Origin of the sequence: Microbacterium sp. UMB0228, assembly GCF_002871415.1 — a bacterium.
Classification (GTDB): domain Bacteria; phylum Actinomycetota; class Actinomycetes; order Actinomycetales; family Microbacteriaceae; genus Microbacterium.
Genome location: NZ_PNFU01000013.1, coordinates 1 through 11,439, shown reverse-complemented (window position 1 = coordinate 11,439; position 11,439 = coordinate 1). Strand labels below are relative to the sequence as shown.

At 63.3% G+C, this 11,439-nt stretch carries 13 protein-coding genes and 1 pseudogene; 7 read left to right on the top strand and 7 right to left on the bottom strand.

Annotated elements, in window-relative coordinates; genetic code table 11:
• Nucleotides 1-897: hypothetical protein (locus CJ226_RS17590; RefSeq protein ID WP_219720003.1), on the top strand; the 897-nt coding region annotated here is incomplete at its 5' end.
• A gap of 611 nt (nucleotides 898-1,508) precedes the next feature.
• Here the strand turns inward: CJ226_RS17590 and CJ226_RS17585 are convergent.
• Nucleotides 1,509-1,856 (bottom strand): hypothetical protein, encoded by a 348-nt coding sequence (locus CJ226_RS17585; RefSeq protein ID WP_102209966.1) that lies wholly within the window; start codon nucleotides 1,854-1,856, stop codon nucleotides 1,509-1,511.
• Nucleotides 1,857-2,006: 150 nt separating this feature from the next.
• Between CJ226_RS17585 and CJ226_RS17580 the strand changes: the two genes are divergently transcribed.
• The 6 genes and pseudogenes from CJ226_RS17580 to CJ226_RS17555 all read left to right on the top strand — a co-directional run bounded on the left by CJ226_RS17580 (nucleotide 2,007) and on the right by CJ226_RS17555 (nucleotide 6,222).
• Nucleotides 2,007-2,270: an SOS response-associated peptidase family protein gene (locus CJ226_RS17580; RefSeq protein WP_102209965.1), complete on the top strand. Its 264-nt coding sequence runs from the start codon at nucleotides 2,007-2,009 to the stop codon at nucleotides 2,268-2,270.
• Nucleotides 2,271-2,309: 39 nt separating this feature from the next.
• Nucleotides 2,310-3,437, top strand: a pseudogene (locus tag CJ226_RS18560) (tyrosine-type recombinase/integrase).
• Entirely contained in the window at nucleotides 3,431-4,531 is a 1,101-nt protein-coding gene (locus CJ226_RS17565; protein ID WP_146008276.1) for a hypothetical protein, read from the top strand. The pseudogene CJ226_RS18560 and the gene CJ226_RS17565 overlap by 7 nt, the downstream one beginning before the upstream one ends.
• Nucleotides 4,488-5,333 (top strand): site-specific integrase, encoded by an 846-nt coding sequence (locus CJ226_RS17560; protein ID WP_219720001.1) that lies wholly within the window; start codon nucleotides 4,488-4,490, stop codon nucleotides 5,331-5,333. Before CJ226_RS17565 ends, CJ226_RS17560 begins: the two co-directional genes overlap by 44 nt.
• 153 nt (nucleotides 5,334-5,486) lie before the next feature.
• Complete coding sequence (locus CJ226_RS17910; RefSeq protein ID WP_146008274.1) at nucleotides 5,487-5,705, top strand: hypothetical protein; 219 nt, start codon at nucleotides 5,487-5,489, stop codon at nucleotides 5,703-5,705.
• Nucleotides 5,706-5,910: 205 nt separating this feature from the next.
• Nucleotides 5,911-6,222, top strand: coding sequence for a hypothetical protein (locus CJ226_RS17555; RefSeq protein WP_029153956.1), 312 nt, complete (start codon nucleotides 5,911-5,913; stop codon nucleotides 6,220-6,222).
• A 228-nt stretch (nucleotides 6,223-6,450) separates the two neighbouring features.
• Here CJ226_RS17555 and CJ226_RS17550 read toward each other — a convergent pair whose 3' ends face one another.
• The 6 genes from CJ226_RS17550 to CJ226_RS17525 form a co-directional block, all read right to left on the bottom strand.
• On the bottom strand, nucleotides 6,451-6,888 hold the full coding sequence (locus tag CJ226_RS17550; RefSeq protein ID WP_257996733.1) for a signal peptidase II: 438 nt from the start codon (nucleotides 6,886-6,888) through the stop codon (nucleotides 6,451-6,453).
• Between the two features lie 92 nt (nucleotides 6,889-6,980).
• Nucleotides 6,981-7,589 (bottom strand): cadmium resistance transporter, encoded by a 609-nt coding sequence (locus CJ226_RS17545; protein WP_036275918.1) that lies wholly within the window; start codon nucleotides 7,587-7,589, stop codon nucleotides 6,981-6,983.
• Nucleotides 7,589-9,514, bottom strand: a complete 1,926-nt coding sequence (locus CJ226_RS17540) for a cation-translocating P-type ATPase (protein ID WP_197491836.1) — start codon at nucleotides 9,512-9,514, stop codon at nucleotides 7,589-7,591. Before CJ226_RS17540 ends, CJ226_RS17545 begins: the two co-directional genes overlap by 1 nt.
• Nucleotides 9,511-9,870, bottom strand: coding sequence for a helix-turn-helix transcriptional regulator (locus tag CJ226_RS17535; RefSeq protein ID WP_036275916.1), 360 nt, complete (start codon nucleotides 9,868-9,870; stop codon nucleotides 9,511-9,513). The genes CJ226_RS17540 and CJ226_RS17535 overlap by 4 nt, the downstream gene beginning before the upstream one ends.
• Before the next feature lie 321 nt (nucleotides 9,871-10,191).
• Nucleotides 10,192-10,710: a DUF305 domain-containing protein gene (locus tag CJ226_RS17530; protein ID WP_200838872.1), complete on the bottom strand. Its 519-nt coding sequence runs from the start codon at nucleotides 10,708-10,710 to the stop codon at nucleotides 10,192-10,194.
• Nucleotides 10,707-11,108: a four-helix bundle copper-binding protein gene (locus CJ226_RS17525; protein WP_082750002.1), complete on the bottom strand. Its 402-nt coding sequence runs from the start codon at nucleotides 11,106-11,108 to the stop codon at nucleotides 10,707-10,709. The genes CJ226_RS17530 and CJ226_RS17525 overlap by 4 nt, the downstream gene beginning before the upstream one ends.
• Nucleotides 11,109-11,439 lie beyond the last annotated feature (331 nt).

The window sequence follows — 11,439 nt, the reverse complement described above, 5'->3', positions numbered from 1 at the left end:
AGATCACCGCCGCCTAAACTAACGACAGCTGATCATCGCAACGAAGCGAAAGACCACCACTCAAACGGACGCGGCCCAGTCGGACAGCTCGTCGCGTATGGGGCATGGGTCGACACACTCGACCGCGCAGCCTTGGAGAGCATCTTTGACGAGTACATGCGGAACCGTATGGGACCGTTGGCGTCAAGGCGGCTCTCGCTCGGCGAGGCATTCGAGGAGTACTTCGGCGTGCCGATGCCTCCAACCTTGAATCAGACCCAGTCGATGGAGCTGATTGCCGGGAGCGTCGATGTAGCTACCTTGAAGGCAGTACGGCGCCTTCGCGAGAATGACATCCCGATCAGCGTGCACGTGGTTAGTACCTACAAGAGTGGCAGCGAGACGCTAATGACAGTCGCCGAGTGGATGGACGTCGAGTCTCCCGCAGAGCGTCCAATCAGCGTGCGAGCGCAGCTGGAGGAGCTGCACATCGCAACCATGGCAGCAGTTGAGAACAGCACGAGTCGGCTGCTCACCCACATCGATCGTCAGAGGCCCCGGCACTCTGGTCACAGTGGCCCCTTCTTCACGAAGGGTGCGCACGCCGACATACTGTGCTTCGTGCTGCTGTTCATGCCTCGCTTCACCGCATCGTATGTTCCGTACTCACTACTTGAGGCTCTGTACGATCGGTGGGTCAATGAAGAAGAGGCATATTACGGCACCCAGCGCGTGAAGCCCGCGCACGGCTTTGCTCAGCAGCTAAAGCACGCCATCAGAATGATCGGCGGCTGGCGTTGGGGCAGGAAATACTGGGACGACGACCCTTCCTTGGAGAACGAACGTCTTCGCCTGCTCGCAGGTCGTTGGCCAATGCCCAAGCGTGGCCAGCACCTCAGCGGGTACGCACGAAAGTGAAGGAGGCGAGGTAGCTGACGCGTAGCGGGCGGTAGCGTAAGGTCGCTGGCGAGCTACCGCTCTGCTACACATTATTTGCTGTGCAAACAGGATTTTTCACGGAACGTAGCTGTGTAGCTCTGAGATACGTCTCTCCTTTAAACCGCAGCAACGATCAGCAGCTCGCCACCTCTCCCCCGATGACGACAACTCCCTTCAGCGAGCTACACAGCTACCGCCGTCGAAAATCCCTGTTCAAAGGATAGTTCGCACTCCAACTTTGGCGCTACATCGCCGCTACCGCGTGGCTACGACTATCGCGACGGTGTTGTTCGACCGCAATCTCGAGACGAGACTGTGCTGAACAGCTCGTGCAGCCGGGATTCGGCTTAGACGTCATCCGACAAGACAACCAAAGGAGGAGGATGGATCAGCAGCCTCTAAGTTCATCAGAGGTCGACCGTGCTCTCGCTCTTGTGGAGAAAGGGCAGCAGCTCGAAGGACAGCAGCCCACCGCAGCGGATCTCGACCGTGCTCGGCGGATCCTTACCCGCGAGCTATCGCCCGAGGATGCTCGAACCGAGATGCATGCTGCACTTCGGGCCCTGGTTGAGGACGAACGCGCGAACTGATCATCCCGAGAAGGATCCATCCACCAGCGCCTGAGCGGCGCCGACAACCTCGTTGAACCGTCCCTCGCGGATCGCCGTTATCACGGTGTCATCGCCGCCGAGGAACGGGTTGCCGCCAATGAACCACAGTCGCGCTACCTGGTCACCTTCAGCGTCGCTGACGGTACGCCATACCGCGTCCGCGCACTCGAGGCGACGGACCGCGTCCGCGTCTGGACGCGCGCCGTCGTCTTCGCTCCAATCCAGCGCTACTCTGGTATCGCGCGATCCGGCGAGCGTCGAGACGAGCGTCGGGCCGAGAACTGCGATGAGACGGCGGGCGAGATCGACTGGGTCCGGTGAGGTCACGAGCGCGATCCTACTTGTGCTCGACGACGTGGAGGTTTACGAAGAGCGCTCGGAACCGCCTCCGAACGGGGCGAGTGCAGTGCTTGGCGATTAACGCTGCACTCGGCGACACTTAGCGGTCCTCGCCACCTCGGGCGTAGGGTCGCTCACATGTGCGGCCGATTCGCGAACGACGCCAAGACCGACGAGCTGATCCGGGAGTACGTCGCCGATGGCGGCAAGCCCGAGGACTGGTGGAAGTCGTGGGCCGGTGCCTACTCGGTCGCTCGCACGCAGGATGCGCCGATCGTGCGCGATCGCGGCGAGGGGCGGATCCTGGAGCTCGTGCGCTGGGACTGGCAGAAGCCGGCGAACCGTCCCAAGGGCGGACCGATCGTCAACGCGCGGATGGAAAAGGTGTGTATATCGAACTAAGCCTCTCTCCTATCGGTTCTCAATGCGATGCTCGACTAGATGAGCGAGAGAACCCGTGTCGGCGCCGTACTGGCCCTCGATGACCCTCCCTTCTGGGCTGTCATCGATGGTGATGGCGCGGTTATCGCCGCAGTCTCGGACTTCATGCTCGACTTCTGGGCACGTGGGAACGCTGAATCGAGCTGCCGGTCGTACGCGTACGGCCTGCTGAGGTGGTTTCGTCACCTCGCGCTCGAGCGCGCGGACTGGGAGCGCGCAGCACGCGAGACAGTGCGCGACTTCGTGCTCGCCTGTCGCCAACCCTCAGCGCTGAGCCCTCGGCCGCTTTCGCCTCGGACGCTGAATCACAACCTCGCCGTGATCTCGGCCTTCTATGACTATCAGCTTGCGCAACAGCGCGGTCCGATCATCAATCCCGTACCGGCGCGCCGTGCCGATAGCGGCAGAGGGCTGAACGCTCACCACAACCCTGAACTGGCGTTCCGACGCGACCGTCGGGCCGACTTTCGTCAGAAGGTCCCGAAGACAGCACCTCGATTGATCGTTGAGTCGCGCGTCGCCGAGATCCTTCAGACCATCCGCAATACGCGGGATCGAGCCCTCGTCGAGTTCTACCTCTCCAGCGCGGCTCGCCCCTCAGAGCTGCTCGGCATGAATCTCGAAGACGTTGACCCAGGATCCCAGCGCATCACGGTAGAGCGGAAGGGCACTCGCGCGAAGCAGGCTCTGCCAGCCTCGTCCAACGCGTTCCTGTGGCTGCGGCTGTACCAAGAGTCGCTGCCGCCCGATTTACTCGCGAAGGGCAACCCGGTGTGATGGACGAATCGACGCCCGTATCGGCCGTTCGGGTATGACGCTGCCAGAGCGATGTTCAACAGGGTCGGCCTCGAGATAGATGCGAAGGTGCGCCTTCACGGCCTTCGGCACACTGCAGCCGTGCGGATGTCCAACGACCCCGCTCTGACACTTAGCGACATCCAACGCATTCTCGGCCACCTGCATCTGTCCACGACCCAGGAGTACCTCCAACAGCATGACGACGACATCATCGAGCGCGTCGCTCAGCACCTTCGGGCGCGGTCAGAGCCTAGGCCCGCGCCGGAGGCTCCGGCGTTGACGTACGACAGCTCCGATCTTGACGAACTTGTGGGGGACGCATCATGGTGAAAGACCTCATCGAGACGGAAGACCCGATCGAAGCAGCGCCTACAGCGCCGCAACTCCGTCGACATCGCCGGCCGTCCCGAGGACGAGCGCGCCCCGGCGTGTTCCTCAACGCCGCGATTCCTCACACGCCGTACGACGATGGCATCCGAAACGACTATCGCCCGATCGTTCAGATCTTCATCGATACGCTGATGACCTTCCCCGGCGAGACCTGGCAACGGCGCTGGGACGCAAGCGGGGTCGAGAACATGCCGAGCCTGACCTGGCACGACGCCTTCCCTGGCCTCAACGAAGTCGCTCGCGAACTTGCCACGAGCCCCGGCATAGCCGTGTCGATCTTCATTCGCCTCGACGCTCTTCGGCCGAGTGCAGAGTTCCTCAACCGAGTGGGTCGCATCCGTCTCGACGGCTTCTCGCCGTGGTCGCTCGAAGGCTTCCCCACCGATGCCGCACGAGACACACTGCGAGCCATGCTGATCCTCCAGGTGGCGACCGGCAAACACCTCAGAGAGATCACGGCCGACGACGTCGTGGCCTCCGCTGCCGTCGCCCGCAAGCCCATCCGCCGCGGGCTCGCAGACGCGCTCGAGATCCTTAAACGGCTCGGCATCGTTCCGCCCGACCTCCCGCCTCTTCGCCAGCTCGCGAAGTCGCCGAGGCCGGATGCAGCCGCGATGGTCGCGAGGAACAAGATCGAACCGCCCGCCGTCGCAGAGATGTTCACGCGCTACCTCAGGTCGCGAGCACCGGGCGTGGACTACCCAACTCTGCAGGCGATGTCGACTGAACTGCTCCGGAACTTCTGGATGGAGATTCGCTCGCGCAATCCCGAGCAAGCCGACCTACGTGTCGCGCCGGAGGTGGCTGACTGGTGGAAGACGGAATCGGTCGGACGCCTGAAGAACCGCTATCGCACCCTCTTCGCGGTGCGCGCCATGTACCTCGACATCGCCGTGTGGGCCACGCACGACGCCTACTGGGCGTCGTGGTCGACTGCGAGCATCGTCTCCCAGAATCGACACCGCCGGCCACCAGAAACACAGACGACGGGTGATCGCCGCCCACCATCAACGAGTCCGCAAGATCGCGCCTAGAGTCCCGAAGCTCCTCGCCGCCATCGACACAGACCTCGAGCATCAGGAGTCACTTCTGCGCGCGGCGACCACGACTCCTCTCGGAGAGCGATTCGAGTGGGCTGGGCGAGCGTACCTTCGTGAGACGGGTGCAGGCCCCGGTGTGTCGATGACCGCGGTCCCGATTCGAGACCTCGCGACAGGTGAGCGCACTTTCCAGGCACGGATCGCAGAACGAGCGTTCTGGTCCTGGGCCATCGTCCACGTCATGCACGAAACGGGCATGCGTCAGGAAGAAGTCGCGGAGCTCACAGCCACAGCATTATTCACCTATGAAGCGTCGACGGGTGAGAAGATGCTCTTGCTGCAGGTCGTCCCATCAAAATCGGATCGGGGACGCGTACTACTCGTCTCTCCCGAGCTCGCACATGTTCTCGCTCGTCTCCGCCAAAGAGCGCGCGGCGATGAACGTCAGGTGCCCCTGGTGATCCGCTACGACTCACTCGAGCGAGATTTCTCCCCGCCACTGCCGTTCCTCTTCCAGTGGAAAGACAGCGACGTTCGCCGCGTGTTCTCCCCTGCCGCTTTCAAGAACTTCGTCGCTTATGCCGTGCAAGTGGCCGGCCTCGACACCCCTGAGACTCGTCTGACTGCGCACGACTTCAGGCGTCTGTTCGCGACGGACGCTCTGAGATCGGGACTACCCGTGCACATCCTCGCCAAGGTGATGGGACACCTGAATCTCTCCACGACCCAGGGATACGCGGCAGTTTTCGATGAAGACGTCGCTCGACACTTCCGCCAGTTCGTTGATCGTCGATGAGCGTCGAGACCAGTAGAGGACTACCGCGATCCGTCGGCGACCGAGCTCGAGGAGTTCCACGCACAATTCTTCAAACGCAAGGTCGAACTCGGGTCCTGCTCACGCGGCTACGGAACGCCCTGCATTCACGAGCACGCGTGTATCCGCTGCCCGATGCTACGACCGGACCCGGCACAACGCCAGCGTTTCGAATCCATCCTGGCCAACCTCCACGAACGGCTTGCCGAGGCGAAGAGGATGGGCTGGCTTGGAGAAGTGGACGGCATCGAGATCAGCATCCGAGCGGCCGAGGAGAAGCTGGGGCAGATGACCCAGATCGTTCGGCTGACCCTCGAACGACGTCGTCCGAACGGTGAAAACCCCACGCCTTGACCCCTCGCGGTTCACGGACAGTATTTCGGTCGCAAACGGTACACCGCCCGTTTCGGTGCGTTTGGGTTTCGGCAGGGGGTTACGGCGCGTCGATCCTCGGCGTGTCGCACTTGCGGCAGGCAACTTCCATCGGGCCACCGAAATCGATCGTTTTCGGTGGTAGCCCGGGCACGACATCAACAGCGAAGTCGAGGATGATTGAGTCGTGGAGATTGAGCTGCTTTATATCGCCGGTTGCCCCAGCTGGGTTGAGGCTGGCCGTCGTGTTTCTGAGGCGCTACGAGAAACAGGCCACGACGAATCGGAGGTTCACTACCGACTCATCCGGACGGAGGAGGACGCGGGCGCAGTCTCGTTCGCGGGCTCCCCCACGATCACCCTGGATGGCAACGATCTCTTTCCGGGGTCGGGGCGAAGCAATGACCTCGCCTGCCGTATTTACAGCACCCCTGCTGGGCTGGCCGGGATGCCAACGGTTGAACAGATTCGAGAGGCGCTCTCCGCTCATGGCGACTGACGAGGACGTTGCGTGCACGTGCTGCGGGCGACATCTGCCACGCAAGAAGCTGCACGCACTCGGAGACGATCGCGCTCTCATCTGTCGACGATGCGGCTGGTGGGTGGCTCTGCGCCTACATCGCGACCGCCCGCCTGCCTAAGCGTGAACTCACTCAACGGCTGCCCACGGCGATCGCGCCGATGTAGAGGGCGAGTTGATGGGTGTCCCACCACCGCACAACGGATCTCACTCGGTGCTCTCATCCCCGGCGCGGATCATGAAAACTGCTCCGGTGATCGCTGCGGCGAAGATTACGATGTCGGCGATGTTGCCGATGAACCAGTTTCCGTAGGCGAGGAAGTCCACGACGTGACCACGGGCGAATCCGGGGTCCCGGAAAAGGCGGTCGCCTGCGTGTGAGGCGGAAGCGCCGCCGAGCGCGCCGATGACGATCGCCCATCTCACGCGTTGCACTCGGAACGCGAACACGATCGCTGTGACCGTGGCGGCGACAGCGAGCAGCGCGAACACCCAGGTGAAGCCTTCCCCGAAGGAGAATGCCGCTCCGGAGTTATAGGCGAGCTGCAAACCCAGCAGGTCACCGATCAGCGGGATGCGCTCACGGTCGGTGAGGGTCGCTTCGGCCCACACCTTGGTTCCCTGATCGATCAGCACGACGACCACGGCGATCAAGAGCGCTCCACCAGTGAGCTGCCGCCGCCGGGTCGACGACAGCTTGCGCGCAGCGGGCGGATGAGCCTCTGACTGGGAGGAGGTCATGCGAGCACCTCGATCAGACGGACGATGACCCCAGATTCGATCAGGATGAACAGGCCCAGGCCGATGAACACGGCCGGTACGAGCCAGTGCTCGACGCGCTCCAGCCCCTCGGTAACAGCCTTGTTGGTGCCGATCAGCCGGCCGGCCGCGCACCAGACCGCGACGAGGATCAGGAATACGACGATCATGATCGCGACGTCGCTGGGGGCGCTGGTGCGGAAGATCGGCGTGTAGAGGGAGATGTTGTCGGCCCCGTTGGCGATCGTGATCCCTGCGACGCCCCATAGTCCGACCGCGGTGATCTTGGAGTCGTCATCATCGTCATCGCTGTTACGGCGCAGGCCGCGAATGAGCGTCCAGATGCCGATGCCGAGCGGGATCAGACCCAGGAAACCGACCCATTCGTCCGGAACGATGGTGAGACCGAGAGCGGCGATCACGCTGATCACGACGAGGGTGATGAACCCGAGATACTGGCCCGCGACGATCTGCCACGGCCGGGGCTTCCCTCGACTGGAAGCCAGGAACAGCACGGTGAGCACGACAATGTCGTCGATGTTGGTTGCCGCGAACAGGCCGATCGCTGAACCGATAGTTGCGAGCATCAGCTTTCCAGTCGTGGCGTGCGGGTGCGTGCGGCGCGCAGACCGTTGAGGATCACGATGACCTCCGCGACCTCGTGGACCAGGACGACGGCCGCGAGCCCCAGGACGCCGAAGAGCGCGAGCGGGAGCAGTGCAGTGATGATCAGCAGCGACAGGATGATGTTCTGGTTGATGATCCGTCGACCGCGGCGGGCGTGATCGAACGCTCGCGGGATGAGGCGCAGATCATGGCCGGTGAAGGCCACGTCGGCGGATTCGATTGCCGCGTCGGAGCCGGTGGCGCCCATCGCGATACCGATGTCTGCGCCAGCGAGGGCCGGTGCGTCGTTGATTCCGTCGCCGATCATCGCGACCGGCCCCGCCTTTGACAGCTCGCCGATCGCGGTTGCCTTATCCTCGGGACGCAGTTCCGCGCGCACGTTGCTGATCCCGGCCTGCGCGGCCAGTGCACGAGCGGTGCGGGCGTTGTCTCCGGTGAGCATCGTCACGCCGACGCCTTGGTTGGTGAGCGTCCGGACTACCTCGGGGACTTCAGGGCGCAGTTCGTCGCGGACGCCGATCGCGGCGACGGGGGTTCCGTCGCGGTGGACGATCACGACGGTCATGCCCTGCTCCTCCAACTCCGCGACCTGCTTCCCGAGGTCGCCCGCGTCCAGCCAGCGAGGACTGCCGACGGTGATTCTCGATCCGCCGACAGTGCCGTCGATGCCGTGCCCGGCCTGCTCGGTCACATCTGCAGCTGCCGGTGTGCCCGGGGCCGCGGCGGTGATCGCAGAGGCAAGGGGATGCGTGCTGTGCTGCTCCAGTGCGGCCGCCCAGGCCAGCGCCTGTGTCTCGGTCACGCCGTTCGCAGTGAGCACCGCGGTGACCGCAGGTTCGTTGCGGGTGAGGGTGCCGGTCTTGTCGACCGCGACGTGGCGGACCGTGCCGAAGCGCTCGAAGACGGCGCCGGACTTGATGATCACGCCGAACTTGCTTGCTGCGCCGATCGCGGCGACGACCGTCAGCGGCACCGAGATCGCCAGCGCACACGGAGAAGCGGCGACCAGCACGACAAGCGCGCGGGTGATCCACACCTCTGGATCGCCCAGCAGCGACCCGATGATCGCGACGAGCGCTGCGAGGATCAGAACGCCGGGTACGAGCGGGCGGGCGATCCTGTCCGCGAGACGTGCACGCTCGCCCTTCTCGGTCTGCGCCTTCTCGACCAGCTCCACGATCGTGGTGAGCGAGTTGTCGGTGCCCGCAGCGGTCGTTTCGACCTCCAGCGCGCCGGCGCTGTTGATCGCACCGGCCGACACCGCATCGCCGGGCTCGACCTCGACGGGGATCGACTCCCCGGTGATCGCCGAGGTGTCCAGGCTGGAGCGGCCAGAACGGACGATCCCGTCGGTTGCGATCCGCTCGCCGGGACGGACCACCATGACCTGGCCGACCGTCAGCTCTCTCGCGGGCACCTGCGCAGAGACGCCGTTCTGCAGCACGGTCGCTGTCTCCGGCACGAGCTTCAGCAGCGCCCTCAGCCCGCCCCGGGCACGGTCCATCGCCTTGTCCTCGAGCGCCTCAGCAATCGAGTACAAGAACGCCAGAGCCGCAGCCTCCTCCACGTAGCCGAGGATGACCGCGCCGATCGCGCTGATCGTCATCAGCAGCCCGATACCGAGCTTGCCCTTGAACAGTTTCCGGATCGCGCCGGGCGTGAACGTCGACGCACCGAGGAGCAGACCGGCCCAGAACAACACCAGCGCCGGGATCTCGAGGCCGGACCATTCAAGGATCAGACCGGCCAGGAATGCGACACCGGAGAAGACCGGCACCATGATCCCACGGTCCCTCCACCAGGGCCGCACAACCTCTTCGGTCTCATCCTCCGCCGCAGTGGCAGGCTGGGCAGGCTCGTGCTCGCAGCCACACGCCGCGCTCACGCGTCCGCCCCCGTCCCACAGCAGCCAGCCACCGTGCACGCAGAGTCCACGCACGGCGCGTGCTCATCGACCGCCAGCGTCACGTCCACGAGCGCGACGAGCGCAGCCGTAAGATGCGGGTCGGCGATCTCGTAACGAGTCTGGCGACCCTCCGGCTCGGCAACGACAATCCCGCAGTCACGCAGGCAGGTGAGATGGTTCGACACGTTCGAACGCGTCAGCTCCAGCTCACGAGAGAGCACAGCCGGGTAGCTCGGTCCACCGAGCAGAGACATTAGGATTCGGGAACGCGTGGGATCGGCCATGGCCCGGCCGAGCCGGTTCATGACATCGAGGCGTGAGGAAATAGTCAGCACACACTGAACTATACAGTGATTGATGACCTATTGGAACGGCTTCACCCCAGGCGACATCTCTGGGGCCTGGGTGTAAGTACATCCGGCTCACACCCCACCGAATACGCCTACCGAAACCCGCTTACGGCGCACGTTTCTGGCATTCGATCTGGTGTGCCTTCACTCACCGCGCCGCAAACGATCGTTTTCGGCAGCTCTCGCGTAAGGCTGAGGCGTAAGGTTGCCTGGTCGACCCGGACCCTGTCGACGGCGGTGATCCGGTCCGCTCGTCATGAGCGCGGTAGCCGGTCCACTCGTCGCAAGGGTGGTGCCGACGCCCCACTAATCGTCGAGACGGTCGAGAATCTCATTCATCTGGTCGATCTCCTCCTGCTGTGACGAGATGATCTGCTCACAGAGATCTTGGATCTCCGGGTCGCTGATGTCTGATTGCTCACACACCAGAATCGCTCGAGAGTGATGCGGGATCATGGAACGGAGGAACTGGTCGTTACCGACGAACGCTTCCGAGCGTCCCATGAAGAAGGCGACAAGGAAAAGCGCGGCGAAACCTACGAGCAAGCTGATGTTCGCGGCCTTGTTCGGGAACATCTTCCACATGACGATGACCATGATGATGCCCATGGGGAAGACCATCATCAGTGCCATGTAGAGGTTGCTGATGTTGAGGAAGAGATCGTCCAGGACGTTGATCATCGCAAACGTGAGGAAGTACATCACAACGAAGCTGAGCGATAGCGAGACGGCGAGCTTAAGGTAGCTCGACATCCCGCCCTGATTCTTCCCCTGGGAGTGGCCGGCCGGCGGGCGTGAACCGTTGTCGGCGTGCTGGCTTGTCATAGCGACTCCAGCAGTGCAACGCACGCCTGTTCGCAGCGTCGGCATGCCTCAGCGCAGATCGTGCAGTGTTCGTGCATGGTGTGCTGTTCACACTCGTTAGCACAGCTCAGGCACGCCGCTCGGCAAGCTTCGAGCGCGGCACGGGTGACGCTGGCGTCGTGCCCGGTGCGACGGGAGAGGATCCGGGTGGTGGTTACGCAAAGGTCTGCACAGTCCTGGTTCGCGCGAATGCACTTGATTAGGTCAGCAACCATGTCCTCGCTGAGGCAAGCGTCGGCACATGCGGTGCAGGCTTGCGCGCACGCGAGACACGCGTCGATGCAGTCGACGAGCTTCTTCTGATCAATTCCGCCCAGATCTTTCGGATACGTGCTGAGCATTTCTTCGGTGACGGTCATGAGAGAACTCCTTTCGTGAGCCACGAAAGTACGCTCGCATCGCCCGCGCACTGAGGCCCTTGAATACCCCGCTGGGGTCTGGTAACCCGGTATTGATAAGCCGCCGCGCTGCGCAGATCAGCCAGCCTGTGAGCTGAACAGAGTCGGCGACCACGTTCGCCTACCGGGAATAGAAGCGAAAACATTGAGTTAGATACCCCCAGGGGGTATGCTCGAGGCATGAACGGGTACGACGGAAGCAAGGACGACCTGCGCAAGCGGAAAGTGTCAAGGCGGGTGAGACAGATTCCGTCAGGCGGTCTGTATGAGGGCCTCCTGTGAGGGCTGGTTG

Bases quoted from the DNA above. Each gene is read 5' to 3' on its own strand.
- CJ226_RS17910 (WP_146008274.1), top strand. From the start codon at position 5,487: ATGCTACGACCGGACCCGGCACAACGCCAGCGTTTCGAATCCATCCTG.
- CJ226_RS17580 (WP_102209965.1), top strand. From the start codon at position 2,007: ATGTGCGGCCGATTCGCGAACGACGCCAAGACCGACGAGCTGATCCGG.
- CJ226_RS17545 (WP_036275918.1), bottom strand. From the start codon at position 7,589: ATGCTCGCAACTATCGGTTCAGCGATCGGCCTGTTCGCGGCAACCAAC.
- CJ226_RS17530 (WP_200838872.1), bottom strand. From the start codon at position 10,710: ATGACAAGCCAGCACGCCGACAACGGTTCACGCCCGCCGGCCGGCCAC.
- CJ226_RS17565 (WP_146008276.1), top strand. From the start codon at position 3,431: ATGGTGAAAGACCTCATCGAGACGGAAGACCCGATCGAAGCAGCGCCT.
- CJ226_RS17525 (WP_082750002.1), bottom strand. From the start codon at position 11,108: ATGACCGTCACCGAAGAAATGCTCAGCACGTATCCGAAAGATCTGGGC.